Annotated in this window: 17 protein-coding genes; 9 read left to right on the forward strand and 8 right to left on the reverse strand. The window is 60.0% G+C overall.

The annotated features are described in order from the left end of the window. Positions 1–63: 63 nt before the first annotated feature. The gene (locus tag HX899_RS09730) at positions 64–531 is read right to left on the reverse strand and encodes a universal stress protein (RefSeq protein WP_181292341.1); all 468 of its coding nucleotides are present in this window, start codon (positions 529–531) and stop codon (positions 64–66) included. A gap of 360 nt (positions 532–891) precedes the next feature. Between HX899_RS09730 and HX899_RS09735 the strand changes: the two genes are divergently transcribed. The 7 genes from HX899_RS09735 to HX899_RS09765 all read left to right on the forward strand — a co-directional run bounded on the left by HX899_RS09735 (position 892) and on the right by HX899_RS09765 (position 8,932). Beyond that, entirely contained in the window at positions 892–2,775 is a 1,884-nt protein-coding gene (locus HX899_RS09735; protein ID WP_181292342.1) for a sensor histidine kinase, read from the forward strand. Between the two features lie 4 nt (positions 2,776–2,779). Next, the gene (locus HX899_RS09740; RefSeq protein WP_138334120.1) at positions 2,780–3,397 is read left to right on the forward strand and encodes a response regulator transcription factor; all 618 of its coding nucleotides are present in this window, start codon (positions 2,780–2,782) and stop codon (positions 3,395–3,397) included. 168 nt (positions 3,398–3,565) lie between these two features. Next, positions 3,566–3,901: a response regulator transcription factor gene (locus HX899_RS09745; RefSeq protein WP_210258952.1), complete on the forward strand. Its 336-nt coding sequence runs from the start codon at positions 3,566–3,568 to the stop codon at positions 3,899–3,901. Positions 3,902–4,176: 275 nt separating this feature from the next. After that, positions 4,177–5,097: a formylglycine-generating enzyme family protein gene (locus HX899_RS09750; protein ID WP_181292361.1), complete on the forward strand. Its 921-nt coding sequence runs from the start codon at positions 4,177–4,179 to the stop codon at positions 5,095–5,097. Continuing rightward, positions 5,094–6,599 (forward strand): arylsulfatase, encoded by a 1,506-nt coding sequence (locus HX899_RS09755; RefSeq protein ID WP_138334123.1) that lies wholly within the window; start codon positions 5,094–5,096, stop codon positions 6,597–6,599. Before HX899_RS09750 ends, HX899_RS09755 begins: the two co-directional genes overlap by 4 nt. Positions 6,600–7,051: 452 nt before the next feature. Further along, positions 7,052–7,807: a hypothetical protein gene (locus HX899_RS09760; RefSeq protein WP_246413408.1), complete on the forward strand. Its 756-nt coding sequence runs from the start codon at positions 7,052–7,054 to the stop codon at positions 7,805–7,807. Positions 7,808–8,086: 279 nt separating this feature from the next. After that, the gene (locus tag HX899_RS09765; protein ID WP_181292362.1) at positions 8,087–8,932 is read left to right on the forward strand and encodes an NAD(P)-dependent oxidoreductase; all 846 of its coding nucleotides are present in this window, start codon (positions 8,087–8,089) and stop codon (positions 8,930–8,932) included. A gap of 31 nt (positions 8,933–8,963) precedes the next feature. Here the strand turns inward: HX899_RS09765 and HX899_RS09770 are convergent, their stop codons facing one another. Beyond that, positions 8,964–9,254 carry a type II toxin-antitoxin system RelE/ParE family toxin gene (locus HX899_RS09770; RefSeq protein ID WP_138334127.1) on the reverse strand — a complete coding sequence of 97 codons (291 nt, stop codon included), beginning with the start codon at positions 9,252–9,254 and terminating at the stop codon, positions 8,964–8,966. Beyond that, entirely contained in the window at positions 9,251–9,499 is a 249-nt protein-coding gene (locus HX899_RS09775) for a type II toxin-antitoxin system ParD family antitoxin (protein ID WP_138334129.1), read from the reverse strand. Before HX899_RS09775 ends, HX899_RS09770 begins: the two co-directional genes overlap by 4 nt. 212 nt (positions 9,500–9,711) lie before the next feature. Here HX899_RS09775 and yghU point away from each other — a divergent pair, with 212 nt between their 5' ends. Next, positions 9,712–10,587: a glutathione-dependent disulfide-bond oxidoreductase gene (gene yghU / locus HX899_RS09780; RefSeq protein WP_003549352.1), complete on the forward strand. Its 876-nt coding sequence runs from the start codon at positions 9,712–9,714 to the stop codon at positions 10,585–10,587. A gap of 86 nt (positions 10,588–10,673) precedes the next feature. Here the strand turns inward: yghU and HX899_RS09785 are convergent, their stop codons facing one another. From HX899_RS09785 to HX899_RS09805, 5 genes are read right to left on the reverse strand one after another with little or no spacing between them, the layout of a single operon-like run. Further along, positions 10,674–12,188: an ABC transporter substrate-binding protein gene (locus HX899_RS09785; protein WP_181292343.1), complete on the reverse strand. Its 1,515-nt coding sequence runs from the start codon at positions 12,186–12,188 to the stop codon at positions 10,674–10,676. A 19-nt stretch (positions 12,189–12,207) separates the two neighbouring features. Continuing rightward, positions 12,208–13,917, reverse strand: a complete 1,710-nt coding sequence (locus tag HX899_RS09790) for an ABC transporter ATP-binding protein (protein ID WP_181292344.1) — start codon at positions 13,915–13,917, stop codon at positions 12,208–12,210. Then, positions 13,914–14,765, reverse strand: coding sequence for an ABC transporter permease (locus tag HX899_RS09795; RefSeq protein WP_003549355.1), 852 nt, complete (start codon positions 14,763–14,765; stop codon positions 13,914–13,916). Before HX899_RS09795 ends, HX899_RS09790 begins: the two co-directional genes overlap by 4 nt. Next, positions 14,762–15,700 (reverse strand): ABC transporter permease, encoded by a 939-nt coding sequence (locus tag HX899_RS09800; protein WP_181292345.1) that lies wholly within the window; start codon positions 15,698–15,700, stop codon positions 14,762–14,764. Before HX899_RS09800 ends, HX899_RS09795 begins: the two co-directional genes overlap by 4 nt. 51 nt (positions 15,701–15,751) lie before the next feature. After that, complete coding sequence (locus tag HX899_RS09805; protein ID WP_181292346.1) at positions 15,752–16,642, reverse strand: proline iminopeptidase-family hydrolase; 891 nt, start codon at positions 16,640–16,642, stop codon at positions 15,752–15,754. A 129-nt stretch (positions 16,643–16,771) separates the two neighbouring features. On the opposite strand from HX899_RS09805, the gene HX899_RS09810 reads away from it, so the two are divergent. Continuing rightward, entirely contained in the window at positions 16,772–17,584 is an 813-nt protein-coding gene (locus HX899_RS09810) for a LuxR family transcriptional regulator (RefSeq protein ID WP_181292347.1), read from the forward strand. Positions 17,585–17,647: the final 63 nt, after the last annotated feature.

The raw sequence follows: 17,647 nt of genomic DNA on the forward strand, positions 1-17,647 counted from the left end.
GCCGTCCGCTCTGATCGACGTCAATCAGACAAAGCGTCCGCTGTCACGCAGGCTCTGTGGAGCTTAGAACAACGCCGCGTCTTCCGCCGGGGACGCCGAGCCTTCCTGCGCGTGATCGGGGCGTCGATCGATAAGAACCGAGCACCCGGCATGGCGCACGACCTTGTCGACGATCGAGGAGAAGACGTAGTCGGTGATATCGGTCACATGGGATGAAACCAGGATAAGATCGGCCGATTTCTCGCTTGCGCTGGAGACGAGCAGGGAGGCGGCAACGCCGATGCGAACCTCGATCATCGCCGGAATTCCCAGCTCCTTGCAGAGCGATGCTAGTTTCTTTTCGGCGTCGATGATGGCGGTCGTTTCGAACTCCTCGGGAAGCTCCGTCAGGTGATGGCGGGGGATATTCTCGATGACGTGCATGACGACGATGCTTCCGCCTTCATCCACCAGCGCAGCAGCCCGGCGCAGAAGGCGGCTGGCCGTTTTGCGGGAACCCATACCGATGCCGCAGATGATCGTCCGATACATTGAAATCCATATCCTCGAATGTGAATGATAGCACCGATCATACCGGTGTCGACCATCCCGGCATTGACGAATATCAAGAAAAAGTGCGGCAACGGCAGCGTGCATGAAACAGCCAGCTGCTCGGAACGAACCTCCGGCTGAAATCGTCGCAGAAGCGACCGAAACTCAAGGCTTCAGCGCAGTCAACACCCCGAGCCAAGAGGGCACGCCATGCTCAGGAAACCCCGGTCCCGCCTGGCACGCTAAGCGAGCCGCCGCCACCTCCAGATGGTACTCCTTCCAGAGTTGCCCACGGTGACGCCGCCTGATTAACCTGTTAGTGTATTTCGCTTTTTGGATGGTGATGAGGAGGAGTTCAGTATGGTTCCTGCTCCTAGAGTTCGGTCCGGCCAGACCGTTGGAATTCCATCCGGATTTCCTTGCCTTCTGTTGCTCGCGATGGTTTTGGCCGCGAATGTCGCCTCGGCGGCGATCGTGGAGCGGGTTCCGCGCGTGCTCATCCTTTACCCGCTGGATGAAAGAACCCCCGCACCAGTGATTGTCGGTGAATCGGCGAGAAATCGACTGCTGGATGTAACCACTGGCAAGATTGACCTATTCTCCGAGTTTCTCGACCTTACCAGATTCAGCGACAAAATTCACATAGATCGCATGGCGCGCTATCTCGCCGCGAAATACGTCGATTATCGCCCGGATGTTGTCATCGCCATCGCAGAGCCGGCGGCCAACTTCATCGTCGCGCACCGCAGTACAATCGCCCCAAATGCTAGGATAGTGTTCTCCGGCTTTGGTAGCGACACTGCCGCCAGAATGAAGCTGCCGAGCGATGTGGTAGGTGCGTTTACCGAGTTCGACATCGCGAAAACTCTCCAAATGGCTCGCAGCCTCCAGCCGAGCGCACGCCATCTTTTCATTGTCGGCGGTTCGTCGGAGTTCGACCGTTCGTGGCTTGCACTAGCGCGCAAGGAGCTGGCGCTTCTCGTCAAGAGCTATGAAACAACTTACTTGACGGATTTGACGATTGATGAGTTTGTCGAGCGCGTCGCCCGCCTCCCGTCCGAAAGCATCGTTTTGTTCCTGACCGTTTCGAAGGATAGCACCGGGCGTGACCTTATCCCGAGGGACGCGCTCGAACGGATAGCGGCCACAGCCAGCGCACCGATTTATGGTCCCTTCTCCACCTATGTCGGTCATGGCATTGTCGGTGGCAACACCGTCACCTTTGAATCGGCGGGACTGGCTGTAGCCGACCTCACTGCGGATGCGATTGGCGGAAAGGTGATCGCCAATGTCGACGTGCCGCAGACCTACGTCGCCGATGCGAGACAACTGAAGCACTGGGACTTGTCGGAGAGCAGGCTCCCTCCGGGAACAGTTCAAAGCTTCAAGGAAAAGACCCTATGGGAGGAGCACCAGAGGCTGATCATTGCCATCCTTGTCGTTCTCGCGCTTCAAGGCTTGGTCATTGGGGGATTGCTGGTCGAGCGCCGGCGCCGCCACGGCGCGGAGCAGGAGGCGCGCCGTCGTCTTCTTGAGGTGGTGCACCTTAACCAGTCGGCCACCGCAGGGGCGCTGTCGGCCTCGATCGCCCATGAGCTCAACCAACCGCTTGGCGCGATCCGAGCCAACGCCGAAGCTGCCGAAGTCATGATCCGCGGCAAAACGCCCGACCTCAAACTGATCCAACAAATACTCTGTGACATCCGCGACGATGATCAGCGTGCCGAGGATATCATCGTGCGGCTAAGAGGACTGCTCAAGAAGCGGAGCGAAATCGACTGGCAAGAATTCGACCTGAAGGACGTGATCAAGAGCTCGATCCAAATTCTCCACGCTGAGGCGGGTCGAAGGAACATAACAATCAGTTTCAGCCAACCGGTAGCGCAACTTCCGGTGCGGGCAGACCAGGTTCATGTTCAGCAAGTTATATTGAACCTCGCGACCAATGCGATGGATGCGATGCTCGACGCGGTGTCGACCGAGAGAAGGCTGGTGTTTCAGACAACTCTCACAGAGGGATCCGAAGTCGAGTTATCAATTTCGGATACTGGACGCGGCATCCCAAGCGGACAGCTCGCCAGGGTTTTCGACGCGTTCTACACCACCAAGGCGACTGGCACTGGACTTGGCCTCTCCATCGCGCGCACAATAATCGAAACCTACGGCGGCAAGATATGGGCCGACAATCGCGCTGATGGTGGCGCTGTGTTTCGCTTCGTTCTGCCGCTCGCGCAGCGAGGATGAGGCAGTGGGACCAATCGTTCATATTGTCGATGACGACAAGTCGTTTCGCATCGCGGTCGGACGATTGCTGGAGGCCTCGGGCTTTCGAGTAATTTCTTATGAGTCGGGCGACGATATTTTAACGCGTCTGACAGGCTCGGAACCTGGATGCATTCTGCTCGATCTGCAAATGCCTGGCCTGAGCGGGTCAGAACTGCAGGGCTGTCTCGCACAGAAGGCACCGCTGCTGCCTATCGTGTTTCTCACCGGTCAAGCCGAAATCGAGGACAGCGTTCGAGCGATGAAGGCAGGCGCCGAAGATTTCCTAGAGAAGCATGCATCCAATAAGGCATTGCTAGGGGCTATCGAACGGGCGCTGCTGCAGTATGAAAAGCGGCGTACCCAGCAGGACCATGTTCATTCTCTCCACGCCCTCGTCGCCGCCCTAACGCCGCGTGAATACCAAGTTTTCGACCGGATTGTCCGCGGCAAGCGCAATAAACAGATCGCCTACGATCTCAGCACGTCGGAGAGAACTGTCAAGGCACACCGGCACAGTGTCATGGAAAAACTTGGAGTGGGTTCACTTGCCGAGGCAGTGTCGATTGCCGAGCGATTGGGACTTGTCGATCCGGCGGCATGACCGCCCGGCAATAAAAATCCGGCACTTCCCCATAGGACAATATCCGCGGTCCGTTGTTGAGCCTACGATCGGTAAGATTGGAAGTGGCCATATCGCCGGCTGGTTAGGGAAAGGCACACGGTGGAAAGTTCGCCGCCCACAGTGGCTGTCGTGGAAGACGACCAGAGCATGCGGACAAGCGTCGAGCGCTTGCTCAACGCTCATGGGTTCCCGACCAAAGGATTTAGGTCGGCGGAAAGTTTTCTCAACCGCGACGCCACGATCAAGATAGGCTGTATCGTGCTCGATATCCATCTTGATGGCATGTCAGGCATCGAGCTTCGGCACCGGCTTAAACAATCTGATTCCACGCTCTCAGTCGTTTTCATTACCGCCGTCGATGATGACGCGCTCGAACTCGAGGCGGTTCAAGCAGGTTGCATCGCCTATCTTCACAAGCCGTTTCCAGCGGCCTCGTTGATTGGCGCTGTCACCAAAGCACTGGCTGATTCCTCAACTGGCTGAAAGCGGTCCATGTGCGCTCCCCAGCCAACAAGGCATGCCTCGCCACTTCCGAAAACCATCTTCCCCTAAGGACAATAGCGCAGCCACCTTTTCTCGGTAAGACTTATCACCGGAAGGAGTTTAGCGGTGACTTGTCGCCATCGCTCGAACCGAACCTTTCTTGGCCTCACGGTCGAAGGCTTGCGATCAACGACGAAACGACGAAAGCCATGACAAAACTTGCCCCTGCCGAACTGACAGCTGGACCTGTGGCAGCGAACACGTCCGACACAAACATGGTCTTGATCCCCGGGGGCACTTTCCGCATGGGGTCGGACACGCATTACCCAGAGGAGGCTCCGTCCCATCGCGTGACTGTCGACGACTTCTGGATGGACAGGGTGCCGGTCACCAACGGAGAGTTCAAACAGTTCGTCAAGGCTACCGGCTATGTAACGATCGCCGAGCAGGTTCCCGATGCGAGAGATTATCCAGGAGCGCTTCCGCACATGCTCTACGCCGGATCGCTGGTGTTCCAGAGGGCCTCAGGGCCAGTCGATTTGAGAAATCCGAACAACTGGTGGGCCTTCGTCAAAGGGGCAAGCTGGCGGCATCCGCTCGGCCTCAGCAGCGGCCTGTTCAAGAAGGAAAACCATCCGGTCGTTCAAATCGCCCATACGGACGCACTTGCCTATGCAGAATGGGCCGGCAAGGAACTGCCGACTGAAGCCGAATGGGAATATGCAGCCTGCGGCGGTCTTGAGAACGCCGAATTCGCTTGGGGCGACGAGTTCACACCTGCCGGTCGCCACATGGCCAACACCTGGCAGGGCGAGTTCCCGCACCAGAACCTGGCCGCTGATGGCTACGAGCGGACCTGCCCTGTCAACGCATTCCCGCCAAACGGCTACGGGCTCCTGAGCATGATCGGCAACACCTGGGAATGGACTTCTGACTGGTACACTTCGGAGCATCCAGCCGATGCGCCCAAAGCCTGCTGCATTCCGGAAAACCCGCGCGGCGGTCGCGAGTTGGACAGCTACGATCCGCGCCAGCCGGAGATCAGGATTCCGCGCAAGGTTCTGAAAGGCGGCTCGCATCTCTGCGCTCCAAACTACTGCCGTCGCTATCGCCCGGCGGCGCGCTACCCCCAGCCAATCGATACTTCAACTAGCCATGTCGGCTTCCGATGCATAGTGAGAGGAGACGTCAGATGACCAGTAGCTCGCAGACCCCCACAGGGACGCAGCCGAAGACAGGGTTGCAGCGCCGTGAACTCTTGTTGAGCGCCAGCGCACTCGTCGCGGCAGGCGCCGTCGCCACGGGCGGATTCGGCCTGCCGGTTCTTCGCGGCGCATTCGGTTCGGGGATGGCCGCAATGGCCGCAGAACCACAGCCGAATATCATCCACATTGTTTCGGACGATCAAGGTTGGAAGGATGTCGGATTTCATGGCTCCGACATCAAAACGCCGAACATCGACCGTTTGGCGGAAACAGGCGCGGAGCTGACGCAGTTCTACGCGCAGCCGATGTGCTCACAGACGCGCGCCGCGATGCTAACGGGGCGTTATCCACTCCGTACCGGGTTTCAAACGGCGGTCATTCCCTCCGGGGGCCTCTATGGGGTACCGGTGGACGAATGGCTTCTGCCTCAGGCACTGAAAGACGCCGGATACGAAACCGCGCTCGTCGGGAAATGGCACATCGGCCACGCCAAGCCGGAATATTGGCCACGTCAGCGCGGCTTCGACTATTTCTATGGCGCGATGGTGGGCGAGATCGACCATTTCAAGCACGAAGCGCATGGCGAGGGTGATTGGTATCGCAACAACGATCGCATTGAAGAAGAAGGCTACGACACGACGCTTTTCGGCAACGAAGCGGTCAAGCGGATTGAAGAACACGATCCCAGCAAACCACTATACCTCTACCTCGCCTTTACCGCGCCGCACACGCCATACCAGGTGCCTGACGAGTATCTCGACAATTATCCGGAGATCGCCGATACGTCGCGGCGCACTTACGCAGCAATGATCACCGCCATGGACGATCAGATCGGCCACGTGCTCGAAGCGCTCGACAAGCGAGGAATGCGTGAAAACACACTGATTGTATTCCACAGCGACAATGGTGGAACGCGTTCAGCGAAGTTCACCGGCGAATCGAAGGTAACCGGCGAACTCCCGCCCAACAACGGCTCCTATCGCGACGGCAAGGGAACGATCTACGAAGGCGGCACCCGCGTTGTCGCGCTCGCGAATTGGGCCGGAAAAATCAAGCCCGGGAAGGTCGATGGGATGATGCATGTCGTCGATATCTATCCGACGCTTGTCGGCCTCGCTGGCGGCACGCTCGACAAGACCAAGCCGCTGGACGGCCTCGATGTGTGGGGGGCGATCAGCGAAGGGAAGGTCTCGCCGCGCACCGAAGTCGTCTACAACGTGCAGCCGTGGGCTGCTGGGGTGCGCCAGGGAGACTGGAAGCTGGTATGGCAGGCGCTCATACCCGGAACCTTGGAATTGTTCGATCTGGCGGCTGACCCGTCGGAAGCCAAAAACCTCGCGGAAGCGAATCCCGCAAAAGTGAAGGAACTTCAGGCCAGGATCGCGGAGCTGGCAGCGCAAGCGGCGCCGCCGCTATTCATGACCGATGCATTCCGCCTCATACTTTCCGAACCGCCGTCGACACCCGAGGGCTTTTTCGAAGTGTCGGACTAGTCCCGCATTCATGGTGACTCGAAACGACGGAACTGCCTATCGCGGATACCGCAAGCTGGCTCAGCGACTTTGGCGACACGTCGCCTAGGTGTGCCTCCGCCGTCGCCTCTGGACGAAGACACCGCTCGGACCTCCGACGTCCTTCGCATGTCGACGGAACATATTCGGGAGTGTAGATTGCAGCAGGGAATCGAGGATAGGCGATGGACTGTTCGGCGTCGCGGGTGGCCAGGAAACCGGGCTCATAATGTGGGAGGTAGGGGCACTCATGCAACCAGGAACGGAAAGCAAGGGACGGCAAGTCAGCCACGACAGCGGGCAATGCAGAGAGACGCGGTGAAGAAATGTGTTTCAAATAGGTTGGAGAGGCGATCCGATATATCGCGCATCGCACAACCACCGGAGGGGGAAGGTCAATGAGGAATTACTTGAAAACAGCGATTTCAGGGGTGATGGCAGTGCTGATCGGTACCGCGGCGCAGGCCGCCGACGTCTCTCCGCTCCTCACCCAGCAGCCCCAACCTGCCGAGGCGCAGGACGGCTGGACCTTTACCGTCGCACCTTATTTCTGGATGTCGGGCCTGTCGGGGGACACGGCGCAGTTCGGCCTTCCCACTGTCCACATCGACGCCGACTTCGGCGACATCCTCGGCAATCTCGACTTTGCATTCATGGCGGCAGGCGAAGCCCGATACGACCGCTTCAGCGTCATCGCCGATGTGATCTACGTAAAACTGGGCGCTGATGCCAGCACGCCGGCAGGCATCCTCGCCACAGAAGTCAACGTCACTTCGGAAACCTTTTCTGGCCTGCTCGGGGTTGGCTACGCGGTGCTGGATGGCCCTGACGGCAATCTGGATGTCGTGGGCGGTATTAAGGTCTGGTCGGTCGACACGACGATCAGCTTTACGGGTGGATTGTTCGGAGGAGTAGAACAAAGCGACAGCGCCACATGGGTAGATGGCATGGTCGGTCTGCGGGGGAAGTACTCTTTGACCCCAGAGGTCTACCTCACGGGTTGGGGCCTAGTTGGCGGAGGCGGCGCGGACATCGACTGGGATGTGGCGATGGGCATCGGCTACGACTTCAACGACAAGATATCGGCGATTGCGGGATACCGTGCCGTGGGCGTCGATTACAGCGACGACGGCTTCATCTTCGACACTGTCCAGCAGGGGCCGATCCTTAGCCTCGCCATAAAGTTCTGATAGATGGCCGCCTGCCCGAGAGAGCCAAAATGACAAGTGCGATGGACCAACTGAGCAACTCGGAGAGTGACATACATGGCGCTTGCATCCCCCGAGATTTGGGCGCCGAGCGCCTTGGCGGCGGCGAGGCTGGATTGACCCCGCTCGCTGATTAAGTCCCGTTCGATCAAAGGCCATCCCGTTCATGGCGAGCACGGTTACTTTCCAGCCGTCCAATTCGCGTGACTCGGAGAAAATCGGAAATACTCTCACGTGATGTCGTCACTGATTGAGGTTCACATGCCGAATTTTGCGATTATTGGATCGGGCGCGATGGGAAGTGCTGTCGCCAAACGGCTGATCGACCACGGCGCTACGGTGCTGACCTATCTCGAGGGTAGGAGCGAGCAGACGATCGCGCGGGCAAAGGCAGCCGGCATGGTGCCGGTCGGCCGCCAGGAACTGACGAAGGCCGAGCTGATCCTGTCGATCGTTCCACCGGCGGAGGCGATCAAGGTCGCCGAACTCGTCGCGGACATATCGTCGGCGATGCAGGCGCCTCCGCCCTTCATCGACCTCAACGCGATTGCGCCGAAAACCATGCAAGCGTTGGCGGCGCGGTTCGAAGGCAGCGGCGTGCAGGTGCTTGACGGTGCGATCATCGGCGGGCCGCCGGTCCCCGGGAAATCAGATCCGACCATCTATATCAGCGGCGATACTGCGGAGCGAAGCCGGCTGCTCGAGGATTGCGGCCTGCGGATCCGCCGGCTCGACGGACCGCTCGGCGCCGCCTCGGCACTGAAGATGTGTTATGCCGGCATCAACAAGGGATTTGTCGGCCTTGGCACCGCCATGCTGCTTGCCGCATCGCGTTCCGGTGCGGCCGAAAGCCTGAAAGCCGAGCTCTCCGAAAGCCTTCCCGACATCGATCGCAAGCTGTCGGGATCCATACCCAACATGTATCCGAAAGCCTATCGGTGGGTTGCCGAAATGCAGGAGATTGCCGATTTCCTCGGCGAGAATGATCCGGCAGCGACCATCTTCCGCGGCATGGCGGACGTCTTCTCCAGGATGGCGAACGACGTGGAGGGCAGCCGCGTGCTCGTCGAGCAGCTGGACGAGATCATCGGCCGCCCCGGTAGCTGACCGCAATAGTCAAGGAATCCCCGCAACAGCCTTACAGATGCTTGGCTACATCCATTCTTTGATGAAGGACGCGCACGATGATGATCTGGCCCGCATCATTGCTTTTGAAATACAGAAAATGAGCGCCAGCGGAGACCTTTCTGTACCCTTTCCGAATATCTGAGGGGCGGCTCACCCGTGTTCCCTCCGCCAGTTCCTGACAGGCGTCTCTTATGTCCTGAATATAACGCTCTGCCTGATCGACATTCCAACTCGTCGCTGTGTAATCCCAAATCTTGTCAATATCGGTTTGCGCGGCGGGAGAAAATATGATGCCGGTCATTTCGCATTGAACGCCGCCCGTTTGCGAGCGTTGAACGCATCGAAATCGAAGGGTGTGGCAGGGCCGGATTCCTCGCCTTCAATCAAGGCGTCCTGTAATGCCTTCACTTTGGCTTCGTGTTCTTCAAGTAGGCGGAGGCCTGCCCGGACGACGTCGCTGGCTGAACCATAGCGGCCAGCCTGAACTTGCGTATCGATGAAGCTGGTGAAATGGTCGCCGAGCGATATGGACGTATTTCTAGCCATCCTGAAATCTCCTTTGAGCCCAATATACCAATTTTTGGTACTTACAAAACCCTAGTGTTCACAGCGTAAATTGATATATGGCCGGCGCTCTGACGATTGTGTGAAGCGCTTCGACACCTCTGACAAAACCTCGTCGCCTCTGCTATGTCAGGAAAAATGCGGCAGCCCAACTGGCGTCGCGCTCTGTCCTATCAATGCCAGGAGTTTGAAAGATGAGCGGTTCTCCCGATTATACACCCCCGAAGGTCTGGACCTGGAACAAGGCGAATGGTGGCCAGTTCGCCAGCATCAATCGCCCGATCGCGGGACCGACGCATGACAAGGAGCTTCCGATCGGCCGCCATCCGCTGCAGCTCTATTCGCTCGGAACGCCGAACGGCCAGAAGGTCACCATCATGCTCGAGGAACTGCTGGCCCTTGGCCATAGCGGTGCCGAATACGATGCATGGCTGATCAAGATCGGCGATGGCGACCAGTTCGGCAGCGGCTTCGTCGCGGTCAATCCCAATTCCAAGATACCGGCGCTGATGGACCGCAGCGGGCCAAAGCCGATCCGTGTCTTCGAATCCGGTGCGATCCTCACCTATCTCGCTGAAAAATTCGGCGCCTTCCTGCCGACTGAGCCGAGCGCGCGGGCCGAATGCCTGTCCTGGCTGTTCTGGCAGATGGGAAGCGCGCCCTATCTCGGCGGCGGCTTCGGCCATTTCTACGCCTATGCGCCGACGAAGATCGAATATGCGATCGACCGCTTCGCCATGGAAGTGAAGCGTCAGCTCGACGTGCTCGATCGTCGCCTTGCCGAAAGCGAGTATCTGGCAGGCAGCGAATATACGATCGCCGATATTGCCGTCTGGCCCTGGTATGGCGGGTTGGTGAAGGGCTGGACCTACGGCGCGGCCGAGTTTCTGCAGGTCGAGGACTATAAGAACGTGCTGCGCTGGGCCGACACCATCCACAGCAGGCCAGCCGTGCAACGCGGCCGGATGGTCAACCGCCTCTCCGGCGAGCCATCGAGCCAGTTGCACGAGCGCCACGACGCCAGCGACTTCGACACCAGGACGCAGGACAAGCTCGCGGCCGCCGAGTAAGCAAGCGGCCCCCCAGCCACGTGTCGCAGCAACAAATGATGCTCCGCCGCCTTTACGGCGACGGAGCATCTGCATACTGCCCGAACTCAGTTCTTGACCGTGTCTTCCAGGAAGAAACGGCCGAGCGGGTTCTGGTAGAAGTTCTCGATATTCTTGCGCGAGACGTTGATATAGGGGCTGTAATAGAGGTCGATCCAGTTGACGTCGTCCTTGGCCATCTTCTGCAGATCGACATACATCTGCTCGCGCTTCTTCGGGTCGAGCTCGAGACGCGCCTTGGCCACCAGTTCCTTCACCGCCTCGTTCTTGTAATTGGTCGAGTAGTTGTTGTTGGAATCGTGGCCGAGGACGAAGGTGGTCTTCTGGTCCGGATCGAGAATGTCGTTGGTCCAGTAATTGACCGAGACGTCGTAGTCGCCGGCAACGATCATGTCCCATTCCTGGCTCGGGTCGACCTTCTGCAGATTGGCGGTGATGCCGGCCTTCTGCAGCTGCTGCTGGACGAGCACGGCCGTCTGTTCGTCGACTTCGTCGCCGGCACGCACCAGGTAATTCAGCGTCAGGTCCGAGGCGCCGGCGGCGGCCAGCAGCTCCTTTGCCTTTTCGGGATCATAAGGCCGCTGCAGATTGTCAGCATAATAATAGAGCGCGCCCTTCGGAATATAGGAATTGGCGACCGTGCCCTGGCCGAAGGTGACGGTATCGACGATCGCCTTCTTGTCGATCGCGAGATCAAGCGCCTGGCGGACTTCCTTCTTGCCGAGCGCGCCATGCGCATGGTTGATCAGAAGATGGTCCTCACGGGTCGAAGCGTCGATATCGACATTGAGGTTCGGGTCCTTTTTCAGCTCCTCGACGCGAGAAAAGGGAACGAAGATCGCCGTGTCCAGCTCGCCCGCCTGGACGTTCAGCATGCGGGTATTGTCGTCAGGCACCGAGATCCACTCAACACCGTCGAGCTTGACGCGGTCGGCCTGCCAGAAATTCGGGTTCTTCTTCAGGATGACGCGGTCGCCGCGCCGCCATTCCTCGACCACGAAGGCGCCGGATGCGATCGGCTTTTCGCCATAGGCGTCGGGACCAAGCGATTCCATGCCCTTCTTGGAGATGACCGAGGCATTCGGCAGCGCCAGCGTCGACAGGAACGGCGCGGACTGGTTCTTGAGCTTGATCGTCAGCGTGTGCGCGTCGGTCGCCACGGCCGTGTCGATCACCTTATAGGAATCGCTCCAGAGCGAGGCGGCGTCATCGCGGATGCGCAGCAGACTGTAGGCCGCATCTTCCGCCGTCAGCGGCGAACCGTCGGAGAATTTTGCGTCGCGGATCTTGAACGTGTAGGTCAGCCCGTCATCCGAGGTGGTCCAGCTTTCGGCAAGACCCGGCTCCAGTTTCGTGCCTGTCTTGTCGACGCGGATCAGCACGTCGTAGACGTTGGAGAACACCCAGTTGTCGATGTTCTGCGCGGTCTTGATCGGATCGAATGTCGTCGAATCCTCGCGGCGGCCGATGGTGAGCACGCCGGCGGCCTCGGCATAGCTTGCGCTGAGCGTCAGACCGGCGAGCAGGGCTGCAAGCCCGATTGATTTCCACCTGTTTGTCATGAGTTCGTTCCCTTCGTTGTTATGGCATGCGTTTGATTGATTGAATCGGCATCGAATGCGGATCGTCCTTGCCGTCGGCGCCTTGCAGCAGCCGCTTGTCAGGATCGATGTCGGGAATGGCGGCGATCAGCGCCGCCGTATAAGGATGCTTCGGCCGCGCGAAGACTTCTTCGGAGCGACCTTCCTCGACGATCTCGCCGCGATACATCACGACGACGCGTTCGCAGAGATTGCGGACGATTGCGAGGTCATGGGCGATGAAGATCAGCGTGAGGTTCATCTTCGCCGTGAGATCGCGGAAGAGCTCGATGATCTGCGCCTGGATGGTGACGTCGAGGGCCGCCACGCATTCGTCGGCGATGATCAGCTTCGGATCGACGGCGAGGGCTCGGGCGATGCCGGCGCGCTGGCACTGGCCGCCGCTCATGCTGCGCGGTTTGCGGCCGGCGAATTCGCGTTCGAGGCCGACGAGATCGAGCAGTTCGCCGATTCGAACAGGGATATCGCTCCTGGCGACCTTGCCCTGCACCTTCAGCACCTCGGCCAGCATCTGCCCGATCGTCAGCCTCGGATTGAGCGCATTGTAGGGGTCCTGGAAGACCATCGCCGTCTCGCGCCTGAGCTTTGCCAGGCCAGCGCTTTTCTGCAGCGCCAGATCGACGCCGTCGAAAGTGACGTGACCCGAGGAAAGCGGCGTGAGGCCGAGCACGGCGCGGGCAAGCGTGCTCTTGCCGCTGCCGGATTCGCCGACGATGCCGACCGTCTCGCCCGGCATGATCTGCAGGCTGACGCCGGCAACGGCGCTGACCGTCTTGGCACCGCCCCTGAGCAGGGCGCCGCCGGCTCTGAAGCGCACGTGGAGATCATCGATTTCGAGCAACGGTCTCGCCGGGTTGTTGGCTTCGGCAAGCTCGGGCAACGGCGCTGATATCGCGCCCGGCAGGGAAGGGTGGCTGTTGATCAGGTTGATTGTATAGGGATGCTGCGGCCGCGCGAGGATCGTCCGCTTCGGCCCCTCTTCGATGAGCTTGCCGCCGCGCAGCACGGCGATGCGGTCGCAAGTCTGGGCGACGATACCGAGATCGTGAGTGATCAGAATGATCGACAGGCCGCGCCGGTCGCGAATGTCAATCAACAGCCGCAGGATCTGCGCCTGGATGGTCACGTCGAGCGCCGTGGTCGGCTCGTCGGCGATCAGGATCTTCGGATTGCAGGACAGCGCCACGCCGATCATCGCCCGCTGCCGCATGCCGCCGGAAAATTCGTGCGGATAGCTGTCGTACTGGCGCTTCGGATCGGGGAAGCCGACCTGCGCCAGGATTTCCGTCGCCGCGGCGCGGGCCTCCCGGGTGTTGAGGCCCTGGTGATAGCGGATGCCCTCGGCGATCTGATCGCCGATCCGCATCACCGGGTCGAGATGGCTGGTCGGGTTCTGGAAGATCATGCCGATCTCGCCGCCGCGCACTTTCAGCATCTCGCCATCGTCGATCCGCATGAGGTCGCGCCCTTCGAGCAGCACGCTACCGCTTTCGATCTTCAGCAGCGAGGAGGGCAGCAGGCGCACCAGCGAACGGCAGAACAGGCTCTTGCCCGAGCCGCTCTCGCCGACGAGACCGAGGATCTCACCCTTGCCGAGATCGAGCGACACCGCATCGAGCAACGTGCGCGGGCCGGGCTCGACATGTGCCCTGACGGTGAGATCACGGACGGACAGAACGGAGCCGCTCATTCATGCACCCCCAGCAGTTCGCCGAGCGCGTCGCCCAGCATGCTGAAACCGAAGGCGAGGCAGACGATAGAGAGGCCAGGAAACAAAGTGATCCACCATGCCGTGGTGATGAAGCTCTGTCCTTCCGCGACCATGACGCCCCATTCGGCGATCGGCGGCTGGACGCCGAGGCCGAGATAGCTGACGGCAGCGCCGCTGAGCAGCACCAGCGTCGCATCGGACATCGAAAAGACGATCGAGCCGGCGATCGCGTTCGGCAGCAGGTGGCGGAACATGATGCGCGGGCGGCTGAAGCCGAGGCTGACGGCGGCAACGGCATAGTCGCTGCCCTTCAGCACCAGCATCTGCGCCCGGATCAGCCGCGCATAGGAAACCCAGCCGACCAGCGCCATGGCGATGTAGAAGCTGCCGAGGCCCGGGCCGAGGATCGCGATGATCGACAGCATCAGCACGAGGAAGGGGAAGGCGAGGATGATATCGACGAGGCGCATGAACAGCGCATCGACGATCCCACCGAAAAAGCCGGCGATCGTGCCGACTGTCGTGCCGATCAGGAAGGGGAAGATGACGCCGATCAGCGCCATCTGCAGGTCGAGGCGCGCGCCCCAGATGACGCGGGAAAGGATGTCTCGGCCGAAGTTGTCGGTGCCGAAGGGATGCAACAGCGAAGGCGCCTGCAGGCGCACCTCGGCATTCTGCATGATCGGGTCGTAGGGCGCGACGATGGGCGCGCCGATCGCCAGCAGGACGAAGAACAGCAGCAGGCCGGCACTGAGCACAAGCATCGGCCGCCGGCCGAAGAACCGGCGCCAACCGGGGGAGGCGGGGGCGATCGCCTCGATGCTCATAGCTTCACCCTCGGATCGACGGCGACAGTGACGATGTCGGCAATGAAGTTGATGAGTACGGTGGCGCAGGCAAAGACCATGGCGACGCCTTGAACCACCATGTAGTCGCGTGAGAAGATCGCCCTGATCAGCAGCTGTCCCATGCCGGGCAGCGCAAAGACGCTCTCGACCACCACCGTGCCGCCGATCAGCCAGCCGATGTTGACGGCGAGCAGATTGATCGTCGGCACCAGCGAATTCGGCAGGACATGCCGCCAGAAGACGATCCCCTCCGGCATGCCGCGGGCGCGCGCCGCCGTCGCGACATCCGATTTCAACTGCTCGATCATCGCCGCCCGCAGGCTGCGCGTCAGCACGGTCGAGAGCGACAGCGCGACCGTCAGGCTCGGTAGTACGAGATGCGGCAGCTTTTCGCCGATCGTCGCACCATAACCCGAGACCGGCAGCACGCCGAGTTCGACGCTGAAGAGGATGATCAGCATCAGTCCCAGCCAGAAGGGCGGAAAACCGATGCCGAAGGTCGAGACGATGCGCACCGCATGATCCGGCGCCCGGCCGGCATTGCGCGCGGCGATCGCCGCCATCGGCACCGCGATCAGGACCGACAGCACGACGCTGGAGACGACGAGGGCGAGCGTCGGCTCGATGCGGGTGACTATCAGCTTCAGCACGTCGATCTTGTAGAGGATCGACTTGCCCATCTCGCCATTGGCGAGGTTCTTGAGGAAATAGACATATTGCAGCCACATCGGCTGGTCGAGGCCGTACTGGGCGCGAATGCTGGCGAGAGCCGCCGGCGTCGCGCGCGTGCCGAGGATGTTGCGCGCCGGATCACCGGGGATCAGCCTGACCAGAATGAAGGTGATGACGCTGATGCCGAAGATCACGGGCAGGAACTGCAGCGGTCGCGTCAGAACGAATTTATAGCGATGCATGACGGCGATCGCCCCTTTGTCTTCGTCGGATTCGGTCCGCTTCCTGTTGCATCAGCCTGCCTCGTGCCGGGCGAGAAAATCGAGAAGCGCCGGATAATAATCCTGCGGGTTCTCATAGAACGGCATATGGCTGGCATTGGCAAATACCTTCAGCTCGGCATTCGGCAGCGCAAGCTTCATCCTGAGCGCACAGGCTGGCGTCAGCTCGTCATGCTCTCCCGTCGTGATGAGCACCGGCAGCGTCAGTCGCGGCAGATCGGGGATGCGGTTCCAGTCCTTGAGATTGCCGATATAGAGAAACTCGTTCGGTCCCTGCATCGTCTCATAGGGCACCATGTTCCAATCGTCGAGCGAGCGGCGCACCGGCGCCGGCCATTCCGGCAGACGGCAGACATGGCGATAGTTGAGGATGGTGACGGCGGCGAGATATTCCGGATGATTGTAGGTGCCCTGCGCCTCGTGCTTCTGCATCATCGACACGGTTTCGGGACCGAGCGCTGCGCGCAGCCGTTCTAGTTCCGAGATCAGATGCGGCATGTCGGCGACGGTATCTTCGAGGATGAGCGTCTTGAGGTTTTCGGGATAGGTCAGCGCATAGTCGATCGCCAGCCACCCGCCCCAGGAATGGCCGAGCATGTGGACCTTGCCGAGCCCCAGCGCTTTGCGCACCGTCTCCGTCTCCTCGACATAACGACCGATCGTCCAGAGCGAGAGATCGTCCGGCCGGTCGGAGGCGCCGGTGCCGAGCTGGTCGAAGGCGACGACGCGATAGCCCTTGTCGATGAGGCAGGAATGCGCTTCGCGCAGGTAATCGCAGGGCAGACCCGGCCCGCCGTTCAGGCAGAAAACCGTCTCGCTGCCGGTTCCGAAACTATAGGCAACGACGCGATAGCCATCGACATCAATCTCAAATCGTTCGTCCGGCCGTATTTCACGCCACATTGATCGCTCCGGCAGAAGATTTCGCTTGCTCAATATTTGGGCACGGCTAAATTTTTACCTTAAACCGCATTCAGTGCCAGCTATAAGAAGTGATAGGGTGGGCCGCAATGCCGAACCCGGGAGCAGCCCATGCTTGACGACCCCATTCTTGACGACATCGGAACGATCCGACGGCAGTTTACAGCGCACGAAACGCTGGACGGCCGAATCGACCAAGCCTTCGAGGCGATGAAGCAGATCGGCTTCGAGGCGCTGATCTACGACTATACACCCGTTCCCTACGATCTCGACGGCGCGATCATGATACCATCGCTGTTGAAGCTGCGGAATATTTCCGACGACATGCACGACTACTGGTTCAATCGCGGCTATTTCCGTATCGATCCGGTGCAGCAGGTGGCGCTGCGCACCTCCGCACCCTTCTTCTGGAACTATGACCCGGACGCCGACACGCTGATCAACCGTTTCATGAACGACGACACCGTGCCGGTGACCCGCTATTTAAGCGAACGTGATATGTCTACCGGTGTCACCGTCCCGGTTCATATGCCACGCGGCGACTATGCCACCGTCACCGGTATCCGCTTCGGCCGGAACAAAGATTTCGAACGGCACGCACTGCGCTTTATCGCCGACTTCAACCTGCTTGCCCATGTTTTCCATGAGACCGCCTATTCGCTTTTCGATACGCGGGCGAAGAGCGTCGGCACGATCCGCCTGACCGAGCGGGAACGGGAATGCCTGCGCCATTCGGCGGAAGGCTACTCCGCCAAGGAAATTTCCCGCATCATCGACCGTTCCGTACCGACTGTCGTGATGCATCTGAACGCCGCGACAAAGAAACTCGGCGCCCGCAACCGCACCCAGGCCGTGGTGCGCGCCACCCATTACCGTCTGCTCGAAGACCGGCCGACCCATAATTGGCCACCCTATAACTTGTGATAGCTGCCTTCCCCGTTGCCGCCGCGTTATGCTTTTTTCATACCGCTAAGAGATGGAGACGCC

The organism is Rhizobium sp. WYCCWR 11146 (assembly GCF_013591995.1).
GTDB lineage: Bacteria > Pseudomonadota > Alphaproteobacteria > Rhizobiales > Rhizobiaceae > Rhizobium > Rhizobium indicum.

Coding starts and splice junctions, on each gene's coding strand:
- HX899_RS09730 (WP_181292341.1), bottom strand. CDS start 531: ATGTATCGGACGATCATCTGCGGCATCGGTATGGGTTCCCGCAAAACG.
- HX899_RS09735 (WP_181292342.1), top strand. CDS start 892: ATGGTTCCTGCTCCTAGAGTTCGGTCCGGCCAGACCGTTGGAATTCCA.
- HX899_RS09745 (WP_210258952.1), top strand. CDS start 3,566: ATGCGGACAAGCGTCGAGCGCTTGCTCAACGCTCATGGGTTCCCGACC.
- HX899_RS09750 (WP_181292361.1), top strand. CDS start 4,177: ATGGTCTTGATCCCCGGGGGCACTTTCCGCATGGGGTCGGACACGCAT.
- HX899_RS09755 (WP_138334123.1), top strand. CDS start 5,094: ATGACCAGTAGCTCGCAGACCCCCACAGGGACGCAGCCGAAGACAGGG.
- HX899_RS09760 (WP_246413408.1), top strand. CDS start 7,052: ATGGCAGTGCTGATCGGTACCGCGGCGCAGGCCGCCGACGTCTCTCCG.
- HX899_RS09765 (WP_181292362.1), top strand. CDS start 8,087: ATGCCGAATTTTGCGATTATTGGATCGGGCGCGATGGGAAGTGCTGTC.
- HX899_RS09770 (WP_138334127.1), bottom strand. CDS start 9,254: ATGACCGGCATCATATTTTCTCCCGCCGCGCAAACCGATATTGACAAG.
- HX899_RS09775 (WP_138334129.1), bottom strand. CDS start 9,499: ATGGCTAGAAATACGTCCATATCGCTCGGCGACCATTTCACCAGCTTC.
- yghU (WP_003549352.1), top strand. CDS start 9,712: ATGAGCGGTTCTCCCGATTATACACCCCCGAAGGTCTGGACCTGGAAC.
- HX899_RS09785 (WP_181292343.1), bottom strand. CDS start 12,188: ATGACAAACAGGTGGAAATCAATCGGGCTTGCAGCCCTGCTCGCCGGT.
- HX899_RS09790 (WP_181292344.1), bottom strand. CDS start 13,917: ATGAGCGGCTCCGTTCTGTCCGTCCGTGATCTCACCGTCAGGGCACAT.
- HX899_RS09795 (WP_003549355.1), bottom strand. CDS start 14,765: ATGAGCATCGAGGCGATCGCCCCCGCCTCCCCCGGTTGGCGCCGGTTC.
- HX899_RS09800 (WP_181292345.1), bottom strand. CDS start 15,700: ATGCATCGCTATAAATTCGTTCTGACGCGACCGCTGCAGTTCCTGCCC.
- HX899_RS09805 (WP_181292346.1), bottom strand. CDS start 16,642: ATGTGGCGTGAAATACGGCCGGACGAACGATTTGAGATTGATGTCGAT.
- HX899_RS09810 (WP_181292347.1), top strand. CDS start 16,772: ATGCTTGACGACCCCATTCTTGACGACATCGGAACGATCCGACGGCAG.